Annotated in this window: 22 protein-coding genes, 1 tRNA gene and 1 pseudogene; 16 read left to right on the top strand and 8 right to left on the bottom strand. The window is 36.5% G+C overall.

Translation table 11 applies throughout. The features are described 5' to 3' along the window. Positions 1 to 305: 305 nt before the first annotated feature. Positions 306 to 569 (bottom strand): isopentenyl pyrophosphate isomerase, encoded by a 264-nt coding sequence (locus ACP6PM_RS12035; protein ID WP_426584868.1) that lies wholly within the window; start codon positions 567 to 569, stop codon positions 306 to 308. Positions 570 to 956: 387 nt separating this feature from the next. On the opposite strand from ACP6PM_RS12035, the gene ACP6PM_RS12030 reads away from it, so the two are divergent. The 5 genes from ACP6PM_RS12030 to ACP6PM_RS12010 all read left to right on the top strand — a co-directional run bounded on the left by ACP6PM_RS12030 (position 957) and on the right by ACP6PM_RS12010 (position 4968). Next, entirely contained in the window at positions 957 to 1250 is a 294-nt protein-coding gene (locus ACP6PM_RS12030; RefSeq protein ID WP_293108576.1) for a hypothetical protein, read from the top strand. Beyond that, positions 1237 to 2532, top strand: coding sequence for a DUF6745 domain-containing protein (locus ACP6PM_RS12025; RefSeq protein WP_426584866.1), 1296 nt, complete (start codon positions 1237 to 1239; stop codon positions 2530 to 2532). The genes ACP6PM_RS12030 and ACP6PM_RS12025 overlap by 14 nt, the downstream gene beginning before the upstream one ends. 377 nt (positions 2533 to 2909) lie before the next feature. After that, on the top strand, positions 2910 to 3992 hold the full coding sequence (locus ACP6PM_RS12020; RefSeq protein ID WP_426584864.1) for a DUF6745 domain-containing protein: 1083 nt from the start codon (positions 2910 to 2912) through the stop codon (positions 3990 to 3992). Positions 3993 to 4273: 281 nt separating this feature from the next. Further along, positions 4274 to 4447 carry a hypothetical protein gene (locus tag ACP6PM_RS12015; RefSeq protein ID WP_426584862.1) on the top strand — a complete coding sequence of 58 codons (174 nt, stop codon included), beginning with the start codon at positions 4274 to 4276 and terminating at the stop codon, positions 4445 to 4447. Between the two features lie 134 nt (positions 4448 to 4581). Continuing rightward, a complete protein-coding gene (locus ACP6PM_RS12010) occupies positions 4582 to 4968 on the top strand; it encodes a Uma2 family endonuclease (RefSeq protein WP_426584861.1) in 387 nt (128 codons plus the stop codon). 375 nt (positions 4969 to 5343) lie between these two features. Here ACP6PM_RS12010 and ACP6PM_RS12005 read toward each other — a convergent pair whose 3' ends face one another. Beyond that, on the bottom strand, positions 5344 to 5721 hold the full coding sequence (locus ACP6PM_RS12005) for a hypothetical protein (protein ID WP_426584859.1): 378 nt from the start codon (positions 5719 to 5721) through the stop codon (positions 5344 to 5346). A 567-nt stretch (positions 5722 to 6288) separates the two neighbouring features. Here ACP6PM_RS12005 and fdhD point away from each other — a divergent pair. Beyond that, complete coding sequence (gene fdhD / locus ACP6PM_RS12000; RefSeq protein WP_426584857.1) at positions 6289 to 7122, top strand: formate dehydrogenase accessory sulfurtransferase FdhD; 834 nt, start codon at positions 6289 to 6291, stop codon at positions 7120 to 7122. Between the two features lie 675 nt (positions 7123 to 7797). After that, positions 7798 to 8724, top strand: coding sequence for a thermonuclease family protein (locus ACP6PM_RS11995; RefSeq protein ID WP_426584855.1), 927 nt, complete (start codon positions 7798 to 7800; stop codon positions 8722 to 8724). Positions 8725 to 9259: 535 nt separating this feature from the next. On the opposite strand, the gene map is transcribed toward ACP6PM_RS11995, so the two are convergent. Beyond that, positions 9260 to 10027: a type I methionyl aminopeptidase gene (gene map / locus ACP6PM_RS11990; RefSeq protein ID WP_426584854.1), complete on the bottom strand. Its 768-nt coding sequence runs from the start codon at positions 10025 to 10027 to the stop codon at positions 9260 to 9262. 291 nt (positions 10028 to 10318) lie between these two features. Between map and ACP6PM_RS11985 the strand changes: the two genes are divergently transcribed. Then, the gene (locus tag ACP6PM_RS11985) at positions 10319 to 10804 is read left to right on the top strand and encodes a glutathione peroxidase (RefSeq protein ID WP_426584852.1); all 486 of its coding nucleotides are present in this window, start codon (positions 10319 to 10321) and stop codon (positions 10802 to 10804) included. A 421-nt stretch (positions 10805 to 11225) separates the two neighbouring features. Here the strand turns inward: ACP6PM_RS11985 and ACP6PM_RS11980 are convergent, their stop codons facing one another. Then, positions 11226 to 12290 (bottom strand): diguanylate cyclase, encoded by a 1065-nt coding sequence (locus tag ACP6PM_RS11980; protein ID WP_426584850.1) that lies wholly within the window; start codon positions 12288 to 12290, stop codon positions 11226 to 11228. Positions 12291 to 12477: 187 nt separating this feature from the next. Between ACP6PM_RS11980 and ACP6PM_RS11975 the strand changes: the two genes are divergently transcribed. Together ACP6PM_RS11975 and ACP6PM_RS11970 are read left to right on the top strand one after the other, a co-directional pair. After that, complete coding sequence (locus ACP6PM_RS11975) at positions 12478 to 13581, top strand: permease (RefSeq protein ID WP_426584848.1); 1104 nt, start codon at positions 12478 to 12480, stop codon at positions 13579 to 13581. Positions 13582 to 13796: 215 nt separating this feature from the next. Continuing rightward, entirely contained in the window at positions 13797 to 14603 is an 807-nt protein-coding gene (locus ACP6PM_RS11970) for a TIGR03943 family putative permease subunit (protein ID WP_426584846.1), read from the top strand. Between the two features lie 190 nt (positions 14604 to 14793). Here ACP6PM_RS11970 and ACP6PM_RS11965 read toward each other — a convergent pair whose 3' ends face one another. Then, positions 14794 to 16767, bottom strand: a complete 1974-nt coding sequence (locus ACP6PM_RS11965) for an FG-GAP repeat protein (RefSeq protein WP_426584844.1) — start codon at positions 16765 to 16767, stop codon at positions 14794 to 14796. Between the two features lie 442 nt (positions 16768 to 17209). Then, positions 17210 to 17827, bottom strand: a complete 618-nt coding sequence (locus ACP6PM_RS11960) for a metal-binding protein (protein WP_426584980.1) — start codon at positions 17825 to 17827, stop codon at positions 17210 to 17212. Positions 17828 to 17939: 112 nt separating this feature from the next. Here ACP6PM_RS11960 and ACP6PM_RS11955 point away from each other — a divergent pair. Beyond that, positions 17940 to 18011: transfer RNA gene (locus ACP6PM_RS11955), tRNA-Val, on the top strand. A 665-nt stretch (positions 18012 to 18676) separates the two neighbouring features. On the opposite strand, the gene kaiC is transcribed toward ACP6PM_RS11955, so the two are convergent. Together kaiC and ACP6PM_RS11945 are read right to left on the bottom strand one after the other, a co-directional pair. Further along, the gene (gene kaiC / locus ACP6PM_RS11950) at positions 18677 to 20236 is read right to left on the bottom strand and encodes a circadian clock protein KaiC (protein WP_426584842.1); all 1560 of its coding nucleotides are present in this window, start codon (positions 20234 to 20236) and stop codon (positions 18677 to 18679) included. Positions 20237 to 20430: 194 nt separating this feature from the next. Then, positions 20431 to 21510: an RNA-guided endonuclease InsQ/TnpB family protein gene (locus ACP6PM_RS11945; protein ID WP_426584840.1), complete on the bottom strand. Its 1080-nt coding sequence runs from the start codon at positions 21508 to 21510 to the stop codon at positions 20431 to 20433. Positions 21511 to 22392: 882 nt separating this feature from the next. Between ACP6PM_RS11945 and ACP6PM_RS11940 the strand changes: the two genes are divergently transcribed. From ACP6PM_RS11940 to ACP6PM_RS11920, 5 genes and pseudogenes are all read left to right on the top strand, one after another. Next, on the top strand, positions 22393 to 22752 hold the full coding sequence (locus ACP6PM_RS11940) for an RNA-guided endonuclease InsQ/TnpB family protein (protein ID WP_426584838.1): 360 nt from the start codon (positions 22393 to 22395) through the stop codon (positions 22750 to 22752). A 178-nt stretch (positions 22753 to 22930) separates the two neighbouring features. Next, a complete protein-coding gene (locus ACP6PM_RS11935) occupies positions 22931 to 23164 on the top strand; it encodes a transposase (protein WP_426584978.1) in 234 nt (77 codons plus the stop codon). A 211-nt stretch (positions 23165 to 23375) separates the two neighbouring features. Next, positions 23376 to 23579 carry an IS200/IS605 family accessory protein TnpB-related protein gene (locus ACP6PM_RS11930; protein WP_426584976.1) on the top strand — a complete coding sequence of 68 codons (204 nt, stop codon included), beginning with the start codon at positions 23376 to 23378 and terminating at the stop codon, positions 23577 to 23579. Further along, positions 23558 to 23698, top strand: a pseudogene (locus ACP6PM_RS11925) (hypothetical protein); the annotation flags it as partial. The gene ACP6PM_RS11930 and the pseudogene ACP6PM_RS11925, both read left to right, overlap by 22 nt. Before the next feature lie 60 nt (positions 23699 to 23758). Beyond that, positions 23759 to 23935 (top strand): hypothetical protein, encoded by a 177-nt coding sequence (locus ACP6PM_RS11920; RefSeq protein ID WP_426584837.1) that lies wholly within the window; start codon positions 23759 to 23761, stop codon positions 23933 to 23935. Positions 23936 to 24587 lie beyond the last annotated feature (652 nt).

The raw sequence follows: 24587 nt of genomic DNA, 5'->3' as shown, positions 1-24587 counted from the left end.
ATAGATCAATGCTATGTGTTGGTGTGGGTGAGCTTCGCTCACCCACACCAACAACAAGAATGATGATCATTCTCACAAATCCAGTCTAAACATAAAGACCTAGCTAAATATCCTTTTAACTCTTATCCAACAATGGTTTTGAGCTGCTTGTAACCCTGTGAGGCCAAGAGGATTATTGGGTTCTTAGTCATTTGTCAAAAAAATTAGATGCGTTTTCTCTGCTACAAACAGCTAATTCCTTGATTCCGATATCAACGCCGATTGTAGGTCTATCTGTTTTGACAATAGGCTTTTCCACCTCATATTTAATAGCTATTCAATTCCCCTACATTCACCTCCTGAGAGGGGTTAGGGGTGATTCCCCATCTGTGAATCTCCCCATCTGTGAATCTCCCCATCTCCGAATCTCCCCATCTGTGAATCTCCCCATCTGTGAATCTTCCCATCTGTGAATCTCCCCATCTCCGAATCTTCCCATCTCCGAATCTTCCCATCTCCGAATCTTCCCATCTGTGAATCTCCCCATCTCCGAATCTCCCCATCTCTCCAACCATATAATAACTATTCAACCGTATTTGATATAATATTTTCTGGAAATTAGGTACTGGAGAAAGATTTTATCTAAAAATCTCTTTATGTAAAAAACTTTGAAGGAACTTTATTATAAGTTAAAAAAAATAAATAATTGTAACAATTTTACGATCAAGATAAAGCAATCGGAGAAAGTAAAGGGATGAAAATTTTCTGGATAAAAGCTACAGATAAAAAATATAAAATCCTTAAAATACTTATAAAAATCATTATCTAAATGTATAGATTAGTTTGGAAAATGTTGTAAAAAAAAAAATTATAAATAAATCAAGTTGATGAATAAATATAAAATGATATATCCTGTAATTTACAGGGAAATATAATTATCTGCCATTATAGTTACGATTAGAGAGAGGAAAATAAGAATGCGACCAATTCGGCAAGGTGATGTTATATTGCAACCAGTTAAGCTAACTTCAGGCAAAAAACTATCCCACCTGACTTTAGCAGAAGGAGAAGTCACAGGACATTCTCACCAGATTACCAGTGGAAATGCGGAGCTATACGAAAAAGATGGCACGCTATACCTAAAAGTTTTGTCAGAAACAGCAAGTTTAACCCATGAAGAACATAAACCTGTCACAATTCCACAAGGAAACTGGATAGTACGCATTCAGCGAGAATACGAACCTATGGGGTGGCGCTATGTGGCAGACTAAAATTGAAAACCTAACAACAGAACAAAAATCATTAATACCAATTTATCGGGAAAAGTGGCAGAAGGATATAGTGTCAACTGAACCGATGGATAGGGAAAGAGCAACAGCGGCAGTAAATGCGGTTTACTCCGCTATGGGAAAAAAAAAACCAGAAATTCTATTTCTGAGTAGTCCAGATGCCATAAGAGAAATAGTGGGGTCGCGATCGCCACAACGTTTAGTACAAATGTTGGGCGCTCCCTTACTGAGTTCCTTGCAAATTGAACTGTCAAAGGAATTAGAAAGTCAAATTGACAATGCACTTTGGCAGAAACTAGAAAATGACTTGCCCAATGACCAGTTGTTGCGGTTAATGTTTATTTGGCAAGATGCTTTAGGCCAACACGCAGAATTGTTGGGGAAGTTGTGGGTAGAATGGCAAGGTGCTATTCTCAGGCAAATTTGGGAACAGCAGCAAAAGCACTTGCGACAACAAGTAAGCCAATTTCCTGGAGGGGAACCTTTAATTGAATTGGGCGATCTAATGTGGCAACGAGTTGGAGAACCCTTGTCACGCCAATTACATAGAAAGCTCTGGCAACCTCTGGCAAGTCAACCCCTAATACGGGAATGGGAAGAAAACATCAAGCAACCTCTACAAGAAATAGGGGGTGCAATGGGGTTGGTTTCCAATATTAGCCAAAATTTGACGGCTAGTTCCATTCAGATGATAGACTTCTGCATTTCAGTGCTTGGGTGTAGCTATGACAAACAAAAATGGTTGGCAGTGCAAGGGTTGGTTCAAGAATGTGGGTTTGTGTTGCAACTAGAGAATACTTGCTTGGTGTGTGAGAACCCAATGAATATATCTCTAGATGCACAAAACCGTTTTCACGCTGAAGGGGAAGCAGCTATAAAATTTATTGATGGCTATCATATCTATGCTTATCAAGGGGTGAAGTTGCCAGAAAAATATGGATTATTACATCCTAACCGATGGCAGGCGCGATGGTTATTGACAGAAGAAAATGCCGAGTTACGGCGAGTATTAATTCAGGGAATAGGCTACAGTAGAATTTGTCAAGAGTTACAAGCAATAGAATTAAATAGTTGGCGGGAGTATAGTTTGCTGAGAATAGATAATGATATTGATGTTGAACCTATATATCTATTAAAAATGACTTGCCCAAGTACGAATTATATTCATGCCACAAGAGTGGCACCAGATGTGAGTACAGCGAGGGAAGCTATTACCTGGGTAAACTGGGGAGTCGATCCAGAAGAATTTTTGGTGGAAACTTGAGAAATGTCATTTCAGTTATCAATAGGGAACAGGGAACAGGGGGGAGTAATACCATTTCTCAAAAACTTTTCTACATTTGATTAAGCAGGGGAGTAGGGGAGTAGGTAGGGACGTTGCATAAGGGCGTCCGTACGGGAGAAGTAAAAACAAGACAGGATTAACATTAACTTAGCTAAAATTAGCCAAAAGATTATTATACCAAGGTAATTACTTAATATGGGAATTGGTATAATTAATAATTTATGGATAATAATTGATTTTATTTTTCATTTTTGGAGAAGTCTAGTTATCAGTTGATCAGTTAACAGTACCCAAACAAGAAACCAGGTTTATTGTCGTGATTATTGTTTTCCCAGCCAGGAAATTTCGTTTGAAAAATGTCACAAAAGCTAACTAATAAACTAACTCCCGAGCAAAAAGCTTTAATTCCAGTGTATTGGGAAAAGTGGCAGAAAATAGCATTTTCTACCCAACCTATTAACCGTCAAAAAGCTGCGGAAGGAATTCAATTAGCTTATAGTTTGATGGGCGATCCAAATCCAGAGATTGTATTTTCTGATAGTCCCCATGCAGCTTTTGACATTCTGCTTGAGAAAATTTGGCAACGATGGAAAAGTCAGGATGATTATGGTCATCGTCATATTTTCAAGGATAGGTGGGAACTGCTCAGAAGAGAATTAGAAATGCAAGTTACCCATCAATTATCTACAGAAATAGATAGTCAAATAGCAGAGGGTTTACTACAACCAGAACAACTTTGGAGTCATATTCTTTACTCGCAAATAGAAGAAGAATGGCAGGAGATAATATCAGAAGTTTCTATAAAGTTACTGTGTCTTTGGAGTTATCCTATTCCTACAGAATTATGGAGTAGTTATGTCGCTTGGGTAGATTTTTGTATTTCTGTTCTTAACTGCAATTATAATTCCGATAATTGGCAAGTATTAGAGTCTATTGTCAAACATTGTGGTTGGATATATCCCTTGAGAAATCTTTGTATTATTTGCGATCGCCCCAGAAAGTTATTATTAGATGATGAATATCGCCCCCACGCTGTAGAAAAACCAGCAATTGAATTTGCTGATGGTTATAGTTTATATGCTTATCATGGTGTGAGATTACCAGAAGTATACGGAAAATTTAATCCTCAAGAATGGCAGTCAAAATGGCTTTTAACTACAAAAAATTCTGAACTTAGACGGGTCTTAATTCAGGAAATTGGTTATGAGAAAATTTGCCAAGATTTGCAAACTATAGAAATAGATAACTGGGAAGAATATACTCTTTTAAGAATAGATGATGATGCGGATATTGAGCCAATATTTATTTTAAAAATGATTTGCCCAAGCACGGGAAATATTCATACTTTGAGAGTACCTCCCAATGTTAATTCAGCAAAAGAAGCAGTCGAATGGATAAACTGGGGAATTAACCCAGAAGAATTTTCTATACAAACTTAATTTATGGGAAGAGTGATATTGTTCAGAGTAGTGGCGTGACACGCCTAAAATATTGCAATAGTATGGGAGGGTTATGGTTAAATTATTGAGGCGACAAAATTCAATCATATAAACCCACTCCAATAATTTAATTCATCTTAAATCAATTGAAAAATTTATTTTAGAGGTCAGGTTTATTTAATTTCAAAAGTTCAGACTATAGTATTTTCCTAATCAGTCTAAGTTATCTAGATTCACAAGCTAAAATAAAAATAAATCTCTGGAAAAAACAATATCAAATTATGACAAGTCTTACTAAATGGACGGTAGAAGATTATCATCGTATGATAGATGCAGGAATAATCAAAAATCGTAAAGTAGAACTAATTAATGGAGAAATTATTAATATAATTCTAGAAGGACCAGTTCATCGTTTTATAAATCATAGAGCAGTTAAATATTTACCGAATAATTAAGGTTTAAAGCCTCTCCTTTAAAGGAGAAACAAGAAAAAATTTTCCTTTGAGTCAATCGTCTGCTTTTCAAGCAGAGGTAATAATAATTAATTATTAATTGTTGAAGTCATATTTTAGGAAATCTTGCAGAAGTAATGGAAGCACATCCTATTACTTTAGTTGACTCTGAACCAGAACCGGATATTACCATCGTTCGTTCTCCCGATACATTATATTTAGACCGTCATCCTTATAGGGAAGATATTTACTGGATTATTGAAATTGCTGATAGTACATTACAAAAAGATTTGGGAACTAAAAAGAAATTATATGGCTGTTCAGGAATAGAAGAATATTGGGTAATTGATATTGCTAATAAAAATTTAAAAGTATTTCGCAATCTGATGAATAATAAATATCAAATTGAACAAAACTATCAAGATAGAATTATTTTTCCCCTAGCGTTTCCTTCAGTAGAAATTTCTATCAAAAAAATAATTGGATTTGATGAAGATAAAAAGGATATTGAGACAAGATACTAAACAGTTAGATTGATTAAGTTGGAAGCAATTTATTACTTTATTTTCTAGAAAAAAAAGTATTCCACTGATACTTAATCTATCAAGCAAAATTTATATCATGTCCGGTTGAATAGTTATAATTAAAGCTCGTAGTTGGGGTTCAACCCAAGCTATAAGATAGGGCTAAAGCCCAACTACAAACAAAAATTTTTTTATCACTAATTATCCGGACATGATATTATCCCATTATCTCAAAAAAACTCTGACAAGACCTATCTAAATAGATTCCTTCAGAGTATTTTTAAACGGCAACTTTATAACCAATGATACCGTTGAGTATTCAAGTTATTATGATTTAATTCTTTACTGCTAATTTTCTTTAGAAATCATTAATTATTAGTAGCATTCAAAAAATACAGGTCCACCTTCTTTTAAAACAAATTGCTCTTTCTCAAAAGAAAATAAGGGCTCTTGTTTTATCTCGAATGGATCTAGTGATACGGCTTTTGTATGGCCATAGTCGCCATAAATAACATCAAGCTCTGTAGGTTGCTCAAAATTGTCATTTATCAAAGTAGCAACATGGAATGGATATTTTTCTGTATATTCAACAGTGCAAGCTTCACCAGGTTCAAACAGTTCTCTTACCTCACCCGTGCAGCAATATCCAGTATCCTTAGCTTGAGCTTGTTGAACTCCTAAAGTAACAACTAATGCTAATGCTACAACGGAGCTAACGAATAATTTAGCTAACCAACTTACAGTTCTTTTCATTATTGTTCCTTGTTTTTTTGAGGATTTTTTGTACTTGAAGGACATTTGCTTGTCCCTGTACATGAATTTTAGTTCTAATAATTAAATTGACATATTCCGTGAAAGTTAAAGTTTAAATTTTGTTTAAATTTTAGTTAATAAATTTCAGACTTATCCCATTTTCAAGTTATAAGCTTTAAATATAGTATAGATAAATAAAGTTAACTATAAAATGTATCGAACTCATTTGTTATCTCGCCATCTAACGATCGACTTAATACAGAGTCTTGCTTCGATCGCAATCGGAATCAATTTTTCGCCCAACACCTATTTAGGCATTAAATTGCTGGAAACACTAACTTCTGAAAAGGCTATTTTTTCAAAAAAAAGCTCTCAATTTTTTTGATATTAGGACTAGCTGTTTGACAAAAAATAAGCTCTCTAGTCTCCCCTTTTAAGAGGATAAAAAAATCAAATTCAGTATTTCAAGTCTCCGACTTTAGCTGGAGGTACTGAAAACTGATAACTGAAATGACAACCCTACAAATGTTCTTAGTTTCCAGTTAAACTACTCCCTGTTTCCTAAGCATGAAAAATTCCCCAAGTAGCAAAACTAAAGCACAAATTTGGGTAGTAGAAAATCACAATTTTGTTACTCGTTCCGACCAATTAGCAACAGAAGAACCTTTAGAAATTCGCATAAATTTTCCCAAACAAACTATAGCAGTCACCATGCGAACTCCAGGAGCAGATTTTGATTTAGCTGCAGGATTTCTCTATAGTGAAGGAGTTATCAAAAATCGTGAAGATATTGCCAAAATTAGTTATTGTGTAGATCCAGAAATTGATGGAGAACAACGGCAAAACATTGTTAATATTACCCTTAAATCAGAATTAACCCCCAATTTAAAAACTTTAGAAAGACATTTTTTCACGACTAGCGCCTGTGGAGTTTGTGGCACAGCAAGTATAGATTCTTTGCAAATCAAAGGATTTTCAGCTATTCCTTTAGGATTAGAAGTTTCACCCGAAGTTATTTATAGTTTGCCTGCAAAATTAAGCACTGCTCAAAGTTTATTTAAATCTACAGGAGGTTTACACGCTGCTGGTTTATTTAATGCTCAAGGGGAACTGTTGAAGTTACGGGAAGATGTAGGGAGACATAATGCTTTAGATAAGTTAATTGGTTCAGAATTTTTAGCAGGTCAATTACCTTTAAATAATCTTATAGTTATGGTCAGTGGACGGTCGAGTTTTGAGATTTTACAAAAGTGTATAACTGTAGGTTTGCCAATAGTTTGTGCTGTTTCTGCTCCTAGTAGTTTAGCAGTAGAAATAGCTAAGGAATTTAATATTACTTTAGTTGGTTTTTTGCGTGGTAGAAAATTTAATATTTATTCTGGCGTAGAAAGAATAAAGTAATATAAAGTCCGGTAGTATCAGCTATTATAAAATACGGTTCATTAATGGATAATGGATAATTACCTCTGGTTAAAACCGTAACGAAATTGAATATACGAAGTGGCTCTGCATTCAGAGGGAAACCTCACCATCCTTCGACCACTTTTTCTCCTATTGGTACTTAGACATTTTTTGGGATAAAAACTGCTTGAAAGTCAGTCTACTCAAGGGAATTACGTCAACGCCCTAAAAATGGCTAAAACCCTTAGCTTATAAAGGATTTATACCTTTTTGACGTAAAAACCTCTCCGTGTCTATCTTTGAGCCTATTTTCTACTGCTATTTTGTGTAAGTCCCGCTATTTAGGAGAGGCAATAAAGTCGAATTGATTAATTATTAATTATCCATTATCCATTGGTAAAGTATCTGTAGATTCAATAATAGTTAGTACAATCAGCGATCGCTATTCCAAATTACCTTGAGTACAAAACTTTTGCACCTCATAAATTTATTTCCAGATTTAATGTATAATATTAAGCTAATTTAGTTAACTATAAAATTATACTGTTTCTGAAAATTTATCTTCACTCTAGGGAAATAATGAGGACTTCCCTATAACAAAAATTCCGATTAATGAAGTTTTATGCTTAACTTATTCTCGATTATTTTTTCCTTTTTCTTTAAACATTAATAACAATGACATCTGAAATTTTAACCATCAAAAAAAAAGGTACAACAATTAAAAATCTCCAAGTCACAAGAGTAGTTGATGGTGACACAATCAAAGTCCTGTTGAACGATAAGCGAGAATTCATTAGACTCGATTATGTTGATGCCGAAGAAAGCTATTCTGAATATTCCAAACCCGTTACAGAAATTGGTAAAGAAGCAGCAGAAATGGCAAGACAATATTTCACATTACCTAACGGTGAACTTGCCAAAGTTGATATTGAATTTGATACAGATGACCCTACAGAAAATTGTTTAGAAAAGTATCGAGACCATCAAGGTCGTTTAATAGCTTATGTACATAAAAACAGTGAAAACTTTAATATCAAACTAATCAAAGAAGGGTGGAGTCCCTATTTTATTAAATATGGATATTCCCGATTATATCATCAAGAAATGACCGAAGCAGAAATAGAAGCTCAAGCAAATAATCTTGGTGTTTGGAATTCTCAAATAAATACAGGTAAACGCAAAAGAAATTATAATTTACTTGTACCTTGGTGGACATTAAGAGCTTCCATTGTAGAAAATTATCGTACTTATGGAATAGTTGCGGGAGTCCTAGAAGTGCGATTAGATTTTCCCAAAATTTTAGCAGCAGCAGAAACTGGAGAATATATTACAGTTTTCTTTGATTTACAGGGAGGAGTTTCTAAGTGGTTAGATAATGGTGCTTTAGTTTATGACGGTACTAAAGACCATCGTTTAAAATTATGGATTCCAGATACGAATAGTGCAGAAATGAAGCCTTTATTACAACTATTAAAAAATCGTTATTTTGGTTTAGGTAGGGGATATGTTTATATTAGTGGGCAAGTGAATATGTATCGAGATAAACCAGAAATTATCCTTTCTGACATTAAACAATTATCTGATTTTCCCCCTAGAGTCTGAGGATTATTATCAGGATGAATAGTATAGGGCTACGCGCTAGGGAATAGGGAATAGGGAATAGGGAATAGTAGACTGTCAAAGGGTTTCAGGATTTGTAAATTTCCTAACCTTAATGCGTAACCCTATAGTTCTAATAACTAAGGTGGGGGCATAATATTATTACACCTCTACACAATACCGATGCTACCGGACATGATATTAATCAGTAATATCATATCCGGTTAAATACTTATGATTGAAGTAGTAGAGGAATAGGGGAGTAGGGGATAAATTGAAATTTTATTTATCACTAATTATCCGGACATGATCTAAAGGTTAAACAGCTTAACTCACTCTTCTCTAGACAATTTTTAGTTTAGATATAATTACTAACTTAGCTGCTTTCTACTGTTTGAATATCTCACAATTTTTATCGTATTTCCTATAATTTTCGCCTCGGTAATGGAGATAATTTTCAGCCTCACAAATTACTTATATACTCTTGTGGATATCAAGAATATTCTAGCAGTTTCTAAGCTTTCAAGCGAACGGTAAATCACCCATCATACTGAGTCAATATTTCTACCCCTGTTTCTGTTACTGCCACAGTATGCTCAAACTGTGCTGATAGTTTACCATCTTTAGTAATAGCAGTCCAACCGTCATTAAGCACCACACCTTCCCAAGTACCCTCATTAATCATCGGTTCAATAGTAAATACCATTCCAGTTCGTAACTTTTTTCCTTTTCCTCTAATGCCATAATGAGGAATTTGTGGTGCAGTATGGAAAACATTACTCACACCATGACCAACAAAATCTCTAACCACTGAAAAACCTTCTGCTTCAGCATACTCTTGAATAGCCGCTCCAATATCTCCAATTTTATTTCCAGGCTTAACTTCAGCAATGCCTAAATACATACATTTTTCTGTAACTTCAACTAATTTTTTTGCTAGTGGAGAAGGTTCACCTACAAAAAAAGTTTTAGAAGTATCTCCATGATAACCATCAAGAATTGGTGTAACATCAATATTAATAATATCACCATCTTTTAAGACTTGTTTCTCATTAGGAATACCATGACAAATCACTTCATTAATACTGGTGCAAATAGACTTAGGAAAACCATGATAACCAAGAGGCGCACTACGAGCGCCATGAGCTTGTGTCCAACGTTCAGCTTCCTCATCTAATTCCAAAGTAGTTACTCCTGGCTTGACAAAAGGTTCAAGATAATGTAATAATTCTGCTGCCAAACGCCCTGCTCGACGCATTTTTTCTATTTCTCTTTTCGATAATAAAACGATAGTTTCAGTTGCCATTGCTTCTTTAATTAATATTCGAGCTATACGGTTTCACGGAAGTGATAAGTAGTATGGGCGAATGGCTATTCGCCCATACAGAAGTCAGAAGTGAAAATTAATAGACTTAAAGTAATGGTCATACATTAATTTCGTCTATTATCTTTCACATAATCAGTTGCCAACTATTTGTGACATCTTTAAAGTGAATTGGTATTAGTTTATCATACTTTGATTCGATCAAAAATCTTCTCTCTGTTTCCAACTACAGTGTAAAATTTATAATTATTAAGTTAGAGGTTTTCTTCAAAGATGAGTACCACAGTTTCAGATATTACCGTCAAAACTATTAATGGCGAAGAAAAACAATTAGTAAATTATGCTGGTCAGGTTTTATTAATTGTGAATGTAGCATCTTATTGTGGTTACACGCCACAATATAAAGGATTGGAGGAATTAAACCAAAAATATCGTGATGCTGGCTTAAGAATTTTAGGTTTTCCCTGCAATGATTTTGGGGCACAAGAGCCAGGAAGTAATGCAGAAATTGTTGATTTTACTAAGACAAAATATGATGTGAGTTTTGAGTTATTTGATAAGGTTCATGCTAAAGGTTCTGAGAAACATCCTCTTTATTCTTGTTTGATAAATGCTGTTAATCCTAAGGGTGATGTAGCCTGGAATTTTGAAAAGTTTGTTGTTAATAAACAAGGAGAAGTTGTTGCTAGATTTAATAGTAGTGTTGCTCCTAATTCACCAGAATTAATTGCTGTTATTGAAGCTGAATTAGTTAAATAATGAAATAAATATACGGAGGAGTTTTGATTTGGTAAAGCCTTGATGAACTGCAGGGGAATTGGAATCTAATACCAATTCCCAAAAATAATACTATACTTAGATTTAGATGGCACTTCAATGTATTTAGTAATGAACAGAAACTGAATAATCTTTTTGATAATTAAAACTATAGTCATCCTAAATAATTTGTGAGAATTTTTCTAATAGTTAAGATTGACGAAAAAACTTGAAAATTCTGACTCCTGACTACTAACTACCACAAAAATATTACAATTGAAATAGGATTGCTATATTCCTATTAAGGAATGAGAATTAAATAAAGTACAGAACTTTTTTTCATAACTCATACGGTATGGAACTTAGGCAATTTAACTTATGTAGATAATAAAATTCTCATTCCTAACTTAATGCGCAACTGCTATTAACTGGAAATAACACGATCGCGACCTGTTGCTTTAGCTTGATAAAGAGCTTTATCTGCTACAGCAATTAACTTTTCTATAGAGCTACTCAATTCAGGCATAGTAGTAGCAACTCCTAAACTTAAAGTGACAATTTCTGAGCAAGAAGAACCTTGATTAATAATATCCAATGACTTGACCTGAGAGCGAATTTTTTCAGCAATAAAAACAGCTTCAGCCTGAGTTTTTTTAGGTAAAACTATAGCAAATTCTTCACCTCCATAACGAGCAACTAAATTTTCATTATTTCCCTTAGTTATCATTTGAGCAGTTTGATTTATTGTCAAGGCAACTTGTTTCAGACACTGATCTCCAGCTTGATGACCGTAAGTGTCATTATAACCTTTAAAACAATCAATATCTGCCATAATTATGGATATAGGTTTTTCTTCTTTAGACATTTGGAACCATTGTTGAGCGAGATATTGGTCAAATTTTCTACGATTAGCAACTTGACTTAAAGCATCTAAAGAAGCTTGAAGTTCTAATTCTTTATGAGCTGTTTCCAACTTTAGATAAAGCTCCTGGAGTAAATTATTTGCCAATTGATGAATCTGAGATTGAGCCACAAGCAGATGATGAACATCTAAAAGTCTATAGACATTGGGTTTAATTTCAACAACAATTGGCTCGTATGCGATATCAGTTGGTCTCTGCAAAGCTCTACTACTTGCTTCCACAACTGTAGTATTTGCCCGGAGAACTAAAAAATCGGTACAAGCAAATTGATACAAAGTTTTGAGAGACCTTTTCAGAAATAATTCTCTACCAAAAGGACGACTCAAATACTCCAAAAATCGTTGTCGAGAAATCATTCCTGAGAGCTGCCCCTCCTCCATTAAAATGACCCCTGGCAATCTTGGTTCAGCTTCCAGTCTCAAAGCTGCTATTTCTCCTACTTGATTATTGTCAACTTGAAAATCATATAGAGACAAATCCCGTACAGTTGACTCCTGAGATGTTGTTGACAGACAATTGTCAGGAATTGTCGAAACTAATAACTCAGACGAAGATATATTCAACATAAATTGTAAATATTTGTATATCTAGAGAAACAGTATCTAGCTAAAGAAGAAAGTTATCTAATTCCAAGTAATTTAATAATATTATTATATACTAACAATGTAACTTAATTAATATAGATGCTTGGCTAGATGATTTTTATCGCCTAACAATTATAAATGTAAATAATATCAAAAAGAAAATTTCAAGATGCCATCAACACTGACAAATCAGTTGAATAATTCTTTCACCCTCTTTCTCAGTTTATTGGTAGAAGCAATACCATTTTTACTATTAGGGGTTATTTTTTCCGGAATCTTACAATGGTTCATTGATGAACGAAAATTAATCACATATCTGCCTCAAAATCCCCTTTTAGGAGCATTTGTAGGTAGCTTAGTTGGTTTTTTGTTCCCAGTGTGTGAATGTGGCAATGTTCCAGTTGCACGACGTTTATTGATACAAGGTGTTCCTATATCAGTATCAATTGGATTTTTACTGGCAGCTCCAACAATTAATCCCATAGTTATCTGGGCAACTTGGACCGCCTTTAGAGACCAACCAGAAATTGTGGTGTTACGAGTAGTATTTTCTCTAGCTATAGCAACAATTATTGGTTGGATATTTAGTGTTCAGAAGGATATACGACAAATTCTGCAACCCACAACTGCTCGTTTATTACCTAGAACTCAACAGTCAGTTTCTCAAAGGTTTGAAACTTCTCCTCTTCTACAGTCAGGAACATTTTTTTTAGGTCAATCTAGTACATCTTTACCCCTAGAGTCTATGGGAATTTTGCCAGGATCGATGACGACATCTATTACTCAAAGTCAGTCTCTGGGGATGAGTAATCAAACACCTATTAACAAAGGTATAGGTTGGACATCTATCTTCGTTGTTCCTGATAAACAGCGACTTTTGTCTTTATTAAATAGTATGGTGCAGGAGTTACGGGAATTAGGAGGAGTATTAGTAATTGGGAGTGCGATCGCTGCAATTATTCAAGTTGCTGCACCCCGTGAACTTATTTTGAATCTTGGTCAAGGTCCAGTGACTTCAATTATTGCTATGCTAGCTTTAGCAGCAGTGGTTTCCATTTGTTCCACTGTAGATGCTTTTTTTGCTTTGTCATTTGCGGCAACTTTTACCAGTGGTTCCCTATTAGCTTTTTTGGTTTTTGGACCGATGATTGATATTAAAGCTGTTGGTTTACTATTATCAGTTTTTCGCTCACGGGCTGTGATTTATTTAATGATATTGGCAGCACAGTTGACATTTATTATGGCTTTTGTTGTGAACTTATATTTAAGTTAAATTATAGCATTTTGACAAAAGAATGTTATGAATAGTAAGGTCGATAAAAATATTTGAGAGCAGATTTATCTTTAACAAAAAAGATGATTGATGACCTAAAAATGGTATTGAAGGAAGTTATTATGACTCCTGACTCTTAAAAATCCCCCTAGCTATTTGTAACAAACATTTATCTAATTGGTATTAGCTCATCATTTACAGAAATAACTTTTTATATGAAGGTTGAAAAATCATTATTTTATCTACTTAAACGATATGAAGCTTGGTTAGATGTGACAGCAATTTTGGCTTGGGGTTTTTTGTTAATAAATTATTGGCTTACAGGGAAGTTATATATATTGATTCATCCCCGTTATTTTGGTTTAACTGTTGGTGCTGGAATCAGTTTATTAATATTAGGTGGATGCAAAATATGGGAGTTATGGAATATTAGCAAAAATCATGGATTATCAAAGATATCGAAACAAGAAGTTAGTATAATTGAAAATCAACATATTAACCTTTTTCCTCCTGGTTGGAGTAGTACTTTACTATTAATATCTGCTTTACTAGCTTTAACAATTACTCCTCAAGTTTTTGCCAGTCAAACAGCATTACAAAGAGGCTTAACAGAATCTTTGCCAGTAACTAGAAGTCAACCTCAAGAATTTCGGACTGCAACTAAACCAGAAGATCGATCGCTAATTGAATGGATCAGGACTTTAAATGTTTATCCAGAACCAGATGCTTATAATGGTCAAAAAGTTGAAGTAACTGGATTTGTAATTTATCCCCGTGGATTATCTGAGCAATATTTCTGGATATCTAGATTTATTCTAACTTGCTGTGCTGCTGATGCTTATCCGGTGGGATTACCAGTTAAATTACCAGAAGGCAGAAGTCGGAGTAAATATCCTCAAGATAGTTGGTTGAAAGTGAAAGGAAAAATGATTACTGATGAGTTGAGCGGTCAACGTAAATTAACAATTTTGCCGACCGAAATAGAATCAATTCCTAAGCCTAAAAATCCTTATGATTATTAGTTAGGATTATAGCCCAATACAGTTCAGATAAGACCAAAATTCATAAGGTATGGAACCATTAAACTGAGATATTCAGATTACAAAACTGGCAAAAAAATCCTTAAGTGAACTGTATCGATCTATAGACTCATCTACTTTATTTCTTCCCTCTTCCCTCTTCCCTCTTCCTTCTTCCCTATTCAAAAAATCCTTAAGTGAACTGTATTGGATTATAGCCTCCCCAGTTACCATCAAGAATAAATGCTTCGAGGGTGTTGGTAAAGATGAGTGTATTTGGATCATTATCCGGGGCAGCAGGTAGGTTGGGGTACACTTCTGCAAAAGAATCGCCTGTTTGAAAATCGGGATCTTGGAAGAGACCCGGACTAATTTGTCGAACGATCTCATTATCAACCCCAGCAACTACCAGTGGGTCACCTTCACCATAAACAACATTGAATGCTCCTGCATTTCTGATTGTCCCAATATCCTCGTCTGGAACTCCGATAATAATATCATTGCCATTGGTTGTATCAGCAATTATTCCGCCGGGATCTAGGTCAAAATTACCAACACCTAAACTACTCCCAAAAAAATCACCTCGTTCTGCTGCCCCTGGAATGCCAGGACTGTCTTGATACAGAAGATAATTGTCTATGTAAGTTAATCCTCCTGTAGAGGAGCCTTGTATGACTTGTACCACACCTGCATCGAGAATGATATCGTCTCCCTCCTCGATGTCTTCATAAGGTACGCCGATAATCAAATCATCATCTCCGTCCCGGTCAATATCTGTTGCTGCTAGGGCTGCACCAAAGTAATCATTTTCCTCAGATCGACCTTCAATATTTGGAGCATCCTGCCACCAAATCTGGTTTCCTCCTTCTAAAGCCAAGGCAAGTCCTTCATCATCACCATAGAGAATATTGACAGCACCTGCATCCTCAATCGCAATATCATCGCCGATGTCTTCCCCAGTCACACCAATCGCAAGGTCAGAAAGACCATCATTATCAAAGTCTCCAGTTGTTAAGCTACCTCCAAAGTGATCGCCTACCTCTGCCTGATCGGGAATTCCTGGACTATTTTGATGCAAAAGCTGATTACCACGAGCTGTTAGTCCAGTTGCAGAACCATACAGGATCTGAACCGCTCCAGCATCCTCAATATTGCTGCTGGTTACAATGTCTTTACCGGGAATTCCAATTGCTAAATCTAAATAATCATCTTTATTGAAGTAACCAACTGCTAGACTTGACCCAAACTTATCCCCACTAACGGCGACTCCAAATACTCCTGGAGTATTTTGATGCCAGAGTTGGCTACCAGCACCCCTTAACCCCATGGACGAACCGTACAGTACATTAACTGCACCCGCATCTTCAACATCACCTGTGTCCGTTGTTAGATCTTCAAAACGAGCAGCAATGACAAGATCTTCATACCCATCGTTATTGAAATCACCAACAACAACATTGCTTCCAAACCAATCACCTAGTTCCCGAGTACCTAAAACTCCTGGAGAATCCTGACTCCAAAGCTGCTCCCCAGTCAAGAATGTGATGCCTGCTGCGGAGCCATAGCGGACACCAACACTCTCGCTTGAAGGTACCCCAACAACTAAATCAATATAGCCATCATTATTGAAATCTCCGGATGCTAAACGTGAACCAAAGGATTCGCCCCACATTGGGCCATCTTTTGAAAATATTTGTTCTCCTGCTCCTGTAAAGCCTACTTCTGAACCATGAAGAATATTGACAGTACCTGCGTTATCGAATCCACTAACTTCTTCCCCAGGAACTCCAACCGCTAAGTCTGTGTAGCCATCATTATTGAAATCTCCGGAGGTAAAGCCAGCGCCAAATAAATCACCTGAAATATTACCTCCAGCCTCATCTAGGACACTAGGGCTATCTTGGTTCCAGAATTGGTGTTGAGTTTCCTCCAGTGGCTCACTGCTGATGCTAAACCAAATTCTGGCTCTCTTGTCAGTGCCACGGCCAGAAATACTGATTTCCTGACCATTAAAACCGTAAATCCCACCATTATTTCGATCTGAAACTTCACCAGTTAGCAGGTCGTAGTTTAGCCTCAACCCTCGGAGGAGGCCGCCAGTATTGATATCAACGATATCGTCACTTGTAAACCTATCCTCATCGAAGGCATTGATTGTGATTGGCACAATGGAACCATACGCTGCATGGGTAACTGTCCAATCAGGGCTAACATCATCCTGACCACTTTCTACTGGACTTTGCCACTCAAAATCATCGATATGAATCCGCGTATAAAAGTCGGCTTCGTTTGTAATAAGTGGATCAAAATCTAGGTTGTCAATCTGTCTGATTCGATGAACTTGAACCGTGATTTTCTCATCTTGCGGAAATTGTATCCTTTCAATTGCAGGCATTGTACTGTCCTCCGTTCATTCTCTTTCAAGAAATTATTGTTTGTTGGAGCTGCATTGACGGTAACGCTTGATGAATTCTTCTCAATGTCCTTATACTTAAGCAGCACGCCCTAATATCAAATCCGGTAGCATTGGTATAATTCAGTATTGATAAATAATTTATTTATATTTTAGAGTCTAATAGCCTTTCATCCATTCAAACTTTATGTTATCTTTATTTTTTAGTACGATGACGACTACCTGAAGCAACAACTTTTGAGGAACTAGATTTACGAGTGGACTTACGTTGTCGTTTTTGAAGTTTGATTTGGGGGAGTAACCCAGATAAACCTTTAGTTTTAAAGCGTTTGTAAGCAGAACTACTCCAGTCACTAAGAGAATGACTCATTGCACCAAGTTCTATACCTACTAATAAAGCAATCACTTCTTGATAATGTTGGGAAAGCGATCGCCACAAACTTGCAACAAATCCTAAAGTCCTCCCTTCGGAGCTTAGTAATTGATCTATAATTAAACCCAATACTACCAAGACTAAAAACAAGGTTAACAAATATAGTAGTCGTAGTGCAGTACCAATTATGGGTCCATGAGATAAAAAGGAGCGATGGTTAAGACTGCTTTGGTAGGGTCGCCAAAGCCACTTAAACCAACCCCAACGTTGGAATTGTCGAGAATTGATATCCAGGTCGGGGCCGAACATTAGGCCACTAAATAAAAAACCCCCAGACACAAATAAGGTTAAGTGGGTACTACGGACCAACCCAAAGCTTAAGCCCGTGATGATGGGCAAACTCCACAAGGTTATCCGGTCATGGGTACTACCACTAGGCATAGGAGATTTAATGTAGGCCAAAAAATATATAACTTATATTTATCAAACTTAGCAGATAAAGGAAAATTTTTTACTTGCATATTTAATAATATGTGTTATATTAATAAAAGTTGGGCGGTTAGCTCAGCGGTAGAGCGCCTGCCTTACAAGCAGGATGTCACTGGTTCAAATCCAGTACCGCCCATTTATCAAATCATTTATCTATTAATTTCTATAGTTTTTAAGGTAGAGTTAATTTTAACAAGCTTTTAGACTAAAAGTTGCTAGTTTTTCAACCTATAGAAATACTTTCGATAATTTTGGTTTTAATTCTTGGCCTTTTAGGGCGACTTTTGTTACAGTTACAATAGAAATAGAAATGCTTGAAACTCTTACCTCAGCCTTCAGTCGATATATATTTTGATTGGATGTAAAACATGTCCTAGGCTAGCAAGAGTGAAAAATCATGCTACGCATCACTAATAGGTTTCATGTCACACAGCGAAACAAAGGGCAATAGTTTAAGTCCATCCTAGAGATAAACTAGAAGTATTCGATGCTGTTACAGTAAGCCATTCCGAGGCTTAAAACAGAGGTGGAGGACAAGTAATACTTTCACAAGGAAAGCAAATCTGGTAGAATCTTCAACTCCCCAACTGCAACTACAATTTTGCGATCAAGTTGTAGGGTGGTAAAGAATCCCCACGTCTTTATGATAAATAGGATATCAATAATATCATGTTCAATTTTGAAAATCAAGTATGTTCATTTACATTTTAAGTAAAACTTAAGATTCTGTTTTTCCTCCTAGATTTTAGCGTAATTGAGGTTAAATAAATCGCACCATTAGCAAAAGATTTATTCTTGATATTATTCATCTGTTGTCTTTTCTTGAACTCCCTGAATAATTCTAGACAACTCACTTTTCTCATTAACTGTAATTCGAGTTGGAGAACCACTAATAATTCCTTCATAGCTACGGAAGGAGTCTTTTATATCAGGACCTTGGGCTGTAATTGTATATTCTCTAATACCTTTATCATGCCATGAACCACGCATTTTAAAGACATTAATAGCGCGAGACATTTCGCCACGAATTTCTACATATTGAAGCATCAGAATTGTATCAGTAATAGTAGAAATATGGGAATCTGTAATAGAATTAGACCCCATAAACTGATCGGTAGTGTTAGTAAAAAAGCCCGTTATTTCTTCTTGCTTGGCAAAACCTGTCACCCCAATGACAAATTGTCTAAAAGCATTATTACTTACTCCTCTTGCCAAAGCAGATAAAGAGTCAATAGCTATTCTAGATGGTTTAAAATCAGCAATTTCTGATTTAATAATTTGTAGGTGGTCTTCTAAACCTGATGATTCTGGGTAAGTACACAGAATTCTTAATAGTCCTCTTTTTTCTAGTTCTTCAAAATCTATACCCCAAGAAGAGGCATTACGGAACAATTGAGCCCTGGATTCTTCATAGGCAAAAAGCATCGCAGGTTCATTATTTATACAACCATTTTCTATAAATTTACTTACTAAAAGAGTTTTTCCTGTACCTGTAGCGCCAGTTGCTAATATAATTGAATCTTTAAAGAAACCACCACCACACATTTTATCGAGAATCTCATCCCCAGAGGAAACCCTAACATTAGAAGAACGCTGAGTTAATCGCATCGCCCCTAGAGGGAATATATTTACACCATCATTAGTAATAGTAAATGGATATTCCCCTTTCATGTGGGTTGTACCCCTAAGTTTCAATATTTCTATTGTCCGACGTCTACGTTCACCTTCCAGAGCATTACGCACAATAACAACATTATCAGAGACAAACTCTTCTACCCCAAATCTAGCTACAGGGCCATATTCTTCTACTCTTTCTGTAGTCATAATAGTCGTTGCCCCAACTTGTTTGAGTCGTGCAACTAAACGAAATATTTCTCTTCTGACTACCGAAGCAGCATCGTATTGTTGAAATACAGCAGTTACTGAATCAATAGAAACTCTTCTAGCTTTATACTTACGAATAGCATATTGAATTCTTTCTATCAAAGCAGATAAGTCAAAATTGCCAACTATATCTTGTCCCTCTGGGTCAGGAGAAGCGTCTAATATGAATAATTTCCCATCATCAACTAATTTCTGTAAATTCCAACCAAAGCTGTAGGCATTTTTAATAATATCATGGGGAGATTCTTCAAAAGTTACAAATACTCCTGGCTCATCAAAATAGGTAATTCCATTGTAAAGAAATTGAATAGCAAACAATGTTTTACCAGTTCCAGATGTACCACTCACTAATGTTGTTCTGCCAACTGGCATTCCTCCATGACTGATGTCGTCAAACCCCTCAATCATGGTTTTAATTTTCTCGACTCCTACCGTTGCTATTCTGTCCTTTTTAATAGACTCACTATTTTGATTCATATCTTTTAATTTAAAATTAGAAAAAATTTTGCTAGGGGTTCCTGATATATACCCTGAAAATTTATATCACACAATAGTGAACTACCCGGTACTGATGCTCTACACATACAGCACGGGCTTCCTACCCAACAGAATGCCTTACCGTAGATTTCTTTCGTCCTCTACGATTTGGTCTTAACATCTGGGCAGTAGGCTTAGCCCCGCGTCCCACAGGTCAAAATTCGTAGTCCCTCTCCCCGGAGGTTGATTGCAGCGTTGATGTCCTGGTCGTGGTGAGTTTGACAGCTAGGACAACTCCAGGTTCGGACATCAAGCGACAGATTTTTAACTTGGTTTAAGCATACGTTACAAGTCTTAGAACTAGGGAAAAACCTATCTACTTCTAAATAAACCTTTCCTCCTTGTTCTGCTTTATACTTCAGCATTGTGCAGAACATTCCCCAACCAACTTGGCTAAAGCGGTAAGCCAAGTTGTGGTTTTTCAGGATTCCCTTAATGTGAAGATTCTCAACACACAGGACTTGGTTCTTGTCTACTATCCTACGCGATAGTTTGTGCAGAAAATCTTCTCTGCAACGAGCTACTTTTTTACGAGCTTTCGAGGGATTATTAGAACCCTTTTGCTTTCTCGAAAGCTGCTGCTGCTTAATTTTTAGATTCTGCTCGTGCTTATTCAGCCACCTAGGGTTATCGTACTTTGAACCATCGCTGGTAATTGCCAAGTGAGTTAAACCCAGGTCGATACCTATAGCTCTACCTTCAGTAGAAGCCTCTGGCTTTTCTTTTCCATAGTTAAACAAGATAGAGGCATAATATTTGTCGCAGCGATTCTTACTGACGGTGACTATTTTAATCTTACCCTCAAACATTTGATGAAAAATCGCTTTCACCTCACCTATTTTTGGAAGTTTTAGGGTTTTTCCTTTCACCTGGACATTTTGAGGGTATTGGATTGACTGCTTACCATGTTTCGACTTAAAATCAGGGTATCTAGCTATCTTCTCGAAAAAGTTGTTGAAGGTAGTACCAAGGTTAATACAGACTTCTTGGAGGCATTGCGAATAGGTAAGTGCCAGCCACTCATGATCCTTTTTTAGCCAAGTAAGCATCTTTTTAACGTCATAGCTAGAAAGACCCTTTCCTGTGTCTTTATAAGTCCGGTTCATCAAATCAAGTCCCCAATTCCAAAGCCATCGGCAATTCCCAAAGGATTGCTCTAGGGCTTGCTTTTGTTCTTTGTTTGGGTACAACCTGACTTTGACTACCTTTAGCATTAGGATAAATTGAATTCGCTATAAAGGATTATAGCAAAAATCCCGACAATGGTAGATAACGGTGTTGCTTGTCTTCGATGGATCGACACCCCAAGGGTAAGCTCGGTTCTCCCATACGACTCCCACTCCTTTGGGTTAGAGCGCGGGGCTTCTCGCTGATTAAGCTAAAGTTAATTTGAAGTTCTCCCCAGCTTGTTAGCGTTAACTCTTCTTTGCAAGAGGTATCTCTTCTGTGAGGAACGCTCCTCTCTCTACAAAAGGCAATAAGCAGCCATGGAAATGGTTGGAATACTGACTCGGTTTCCTAATTTCGCGCGACTTACCTTAAAATCAATTATCTCTACTAGAAGTAATGATTAAAAAGTTTCGCCATTCAATAAAACTAACAAACTAGTAGACTGGAGAGTACAAAGTTCTTCTAAAAAACGATTTGCTTATCTGACTGAAAGTCTTACTGGAAAGGGCTTACAGCACCTACAGGTATGAATGGATAGTTTCTAAGCTTGAGTTGCTGAAAGCCTTAGCTAGCAATAGTTATTCAAAGAACTTCGCACTGTCTAGTAGTAGACTAGGGCGAGAATATACCTACAGAACTGTTTCAACTTAAAAAGCATAGGGATTAGAGGAATAGGGGAGTGGGGGAGTAGGGAAGTAGGGGGAGAAAGATTTTTGTTGGGTTACTCTTACGGGATCTTGCTACGTCCCTAAACCCAACCTACATCTATTGCAACATTTAAGATGAAACAGTCCACTACTATTTTTATCTTAATGTTGGCTTTTATACCCGCGCTCTTCCGTAGGGTAGCGCTGTATGGGAATGCCAGTCAATGTTGCAGTTTGACACATAATCTGTCAAAATGTATATTTGAAAAGTAACAAAGGATGGTTGAAAAAGCCTACAAATTTAGATTTTACCCAACTTCTGAACAGGAAAGTATGTTGCGGAAAACTTTGGGCTGCGTGTGTTTAGTCTACAACAAAGCTTTGGCTGCTAGAACTCAAGCTTGGTATGATAACAAAGAGCGAGTGAGTTACAAGCAAACTTCGGCCATGCTTACTTCTGGGAAAAAGCAGGAGGATTTAGATTTTCTTAACAGAGTAAGTAGTTTACCATTGCAGCAAGGCTTAAGGCATTTGGAAAGTGCTTTTACTAACTTTTTTAATGGGCGTGCCAAATATCTTAATTTTAAGAAAAAACGTTCAGGGGGTAGTGCTGAGTTTAGAAAGTCGGCATTTAAGTAGAGAAATGGTCAAGTCTATTTAGCTAAATGTTCTGAAGCATTACCTATTAAATGGAGTAGACAACTGCCACAAAATTGTGTACCCAGTACAATCACTGTAAAACTTGACCCGTCTGGTAGATGGTCTGTATCTCTGAGAATTAATGACCCTAGAGATTTAAATCTAAAGCTAGTTAAGAATACAGATAGGTATTGACTTAGGAATTACCAGTCTCTTAACTACAAGTGATGGAGAAAAAGTTGCTAACCCTAAAAATCTGAACAAGCTATACAGAAAACTGAGGTTAACTCAAAAGTCTCTGTGTAGGAAAACTTCATGGTCAAATAACTATCAAAAAGCACGACTGAAAGTAGCCAGGATACATGCGAAGATTAAAGATTCAAGGCTTGATTACCGAAAAATTTTGGTTTAAAGCCTCCCCTTTTAAGGGGATAATAAATAGCTCCGGAAAAGAGGGAGCAGGGAGCAGGGAGCAGGGAGCAGGGAGAAAGAATTGATAATTTATACGAGATAATTGATTTAATTTTTGATTATCGGAGATGTCTAATAAAAATTTTCATGATTAGTCAATCCTATCCGTTTTCAAGGAGAGGTAATTATTAATTATTCATTATTAATCATTAATTATTGAAGCCCATAAGCTAACTACTCAATTAATTAGAGAAAACCAAACGATAGTAGTTGAGGATTTAGCAGTAAAGAATATGGTCAAAAATCATAAGTTAGCAAAAGCAATAAGTGATACCAACTGGGGAGAATTAGTCAGGCAATTAGAATACAAAGCTGATTGGTATGGACGTAGGTTATTGACATCCTCCCGACGCTGACCTGCGGTACAGCGCGGGATTCCCGTCCATCAATAAAAATTGACCGATATTTTCCTAGTTCTAAATGTTGCTCTAATTGCGGGCATATCCTTGAGAAGTTACCTCTAAATATCAGGGAGTGGGATTGCCCAGAGTGTGGTAGTCACCATGACCGCGACATTAACGCTTCGGTAAATATTTTGGCTGCGGGACTCGCAGTGTCAGCGCCAGTCGCTCATGGGGGAGACCCCCAAGACCGGGCTGGCAAGTCTTTAGGAGCGACTGTAAGACCTGAAGAGAGTAAATCTCGGAAGGCGGGTGCTATAAAACAGAAAGCCCCTAACAGTGATGTTAAGGAATCCCACGCTCTCTCCTAGAGCAGCGTCGGGAGGATGTCAATCAGCACTTATTACTCAGTCTTTATAGAGCCAAAATAAATGGTAATTGAACTCACGCCGGAGTCTACTAGCCTAATTTAGTTGGCCCCAGTTTTCTCTATCGACCGAGGCGTACTAGGGTATCTATCCTAGCATTATAGTTTGCTCCACTATGGGATAATGTTTTGCCCAATCTTGATTTTACCTAAAAATTAAGGTTTAAAGCTTCTCCTTGTCAAGGAGAAAAAAGCGGTCGTTTGCGCAGCATTCCGTAGGATGGGATGGCGAGGTTTCCTCGCTAGCCTCAATCGACCAAGAGAGCTGTCGTTTCGGAGTATGGAGTAGGATGGGATGGCTAAGTTTCCCGCTCTTTCAGAGCCGCTCCGAAGTGCGCCATATCCAATCGACCAAGATAACAAAAAAATTCTTTTTAACCAATCCTTTTATTAAAAAGAAGAGGTAATAATTAATAATTAATTATTAATTATTGAAAGTAAAGTTGGGATAAAAATCTTAAGAGAATTACTGCCAAGTTAGGGGCTATAAATCAAATTATGCTGTTGGCTAAAAAAATCTTATACTCTAAGAGATTGTTTTTTCTTCAATTTTTGCCATATTTGACTCTAATCTAAAATAAATATTATGAATTATT

The organism is Dapis brunnea BLCC-M229 (assembly GCF_050015995.1).
Classification (GTDB): Bacteria; Cyanobacteriota; Cyanobacteriia; order Cyanobacteriales; family Microcoleaceae; genus Trichodesmium.
The sequence above is the reverse complement of the archived record's forward strand: the minus strand, read 5'-3'. Positions and strand labels throughout refer to the sequence as shown.

Excerpts from the sequence above, each read along its gene's own strand:
- ACP6PM_RS12030 (WP_293108576.1), top strand. The coding sequence starts at position 957 with ATGCGACCAATTCGGCAAGGTGATGTTATATTGCAACCAGTTAAGCTA.
- ACP6PM_RS12025 (WP_426584866.1), top strand. The coding sequence starts at position 1,237 with ATGTGGCAGACTAAAATTGAAAACCTAACAACAGAACAAAAATCATTA.
- ACP6PM_RS12020 (WP_426584864.1), top strand. The coding sequence starts at position 2,910 with ATGTCACAAAAGCTAACTAATAAACTAACTCCCGAGCAAAAAGCTTTA.
- ACP6PM_RS12015 (WP_426584862.1), top strand. The coding sequence starts at position 4,274 with ATGACAAGTCTTACTAAATGGACGGTAGAAGATTATCATCGTATGATA.
- ACP6PM_RS12010 (WP_426584861.1), top strand. The coding sequence starts at position 4,582 with ATGGAAGCACATCCTATTACTTTAGTTGACTCTGAACCAGAACCGGAT.
- ACP6PM_RS12005 (WP_426584859.1), bottom strand. The coding sequence starts at position 5,721 with ATGAAAAGAACTGTAAGTTGGTTAGCTAAATTATTCGTTAGCTCCGTT.
- fdhD (WP_426584857.1), top strand. The coding sequence starts at position 6,289 with ATGAAAAATTCCCCAAGTAGCAAAACTAAAGCACAAATTTGGGTAGTA.
- ACP6PM_RS11995 (WP_426584855.1), top strand. The coding sequence starts at position 7,798 with ATGACATCTGAAATTTTAACCATCAAAAAAAAAGGTACAACAATTAAA.
- map (WP_426584854.1), bottom strand. The coding sequence starts at position 10,027 with ATGGCAACTGAAACTATCGTTTTATTATCGAAAAGAGAAATAGAAAAA.
- ACP6PM_RS11985 (WP_426584852.1), top strand. The coding sequence starts at position 10,319 with ATGAGTACCACAGTTTCAGATATTACCGTCAAAACTATTAATGGCGAA.
- ACP6PM_RS11980 (WP_426584850.1), bottom strand. The coding sequence starts at position 12,290 with ATGTTGAATATATCTTCGTCTGAGTTATTAGTTTCGACAATTCCTGAC.
- ACP6PM_RS11975 (WP_426584848.1), top strand. The coding sequence starts at position 12,478 with ATGCCATCAACACTGACAAATCAGTTGAATAATTCTTTCACCCTCTTT.
- ACP6PM_RS11970 (WP_426584846.1), top strand. The coding sequence starts at position 13,797 with ATGAAGGTTGAAAAATCATTATTTTATCTACTTAAACGATATGAAGCT.
- ACP6PM_RS11960 (WP_426584980.1), bottom strand. The coding sequence starts at position 17,827 with ATGCCTAGTGGTAGTACCCATGACCGGATAACCTTGTGGAGTTTGCCC.
- kaiC (WP_426584842.1), bottom strand. The coding sequence starts at position 20,236 with ATGAATCAAAATAGTGAGTCTATTAAAAAGGACAGAATAGCAACGGTA.
- ACP6PM_RS11945 (WP_426584840.1), bottom strand. The coding sequence starts at position 21,510 with ATGCTAAAGGTAGTCAAAGTCAGGTTGTACCCAAACAAAGAACAAAAG.
- ACP6PM_RS11940 (WP_426584838.1), top strand. The coding sequence starts at position 22,393 with ATGGTTGAAAAAGCCTACAAATTTAGATTTTACCCAACTTCTGAACAG.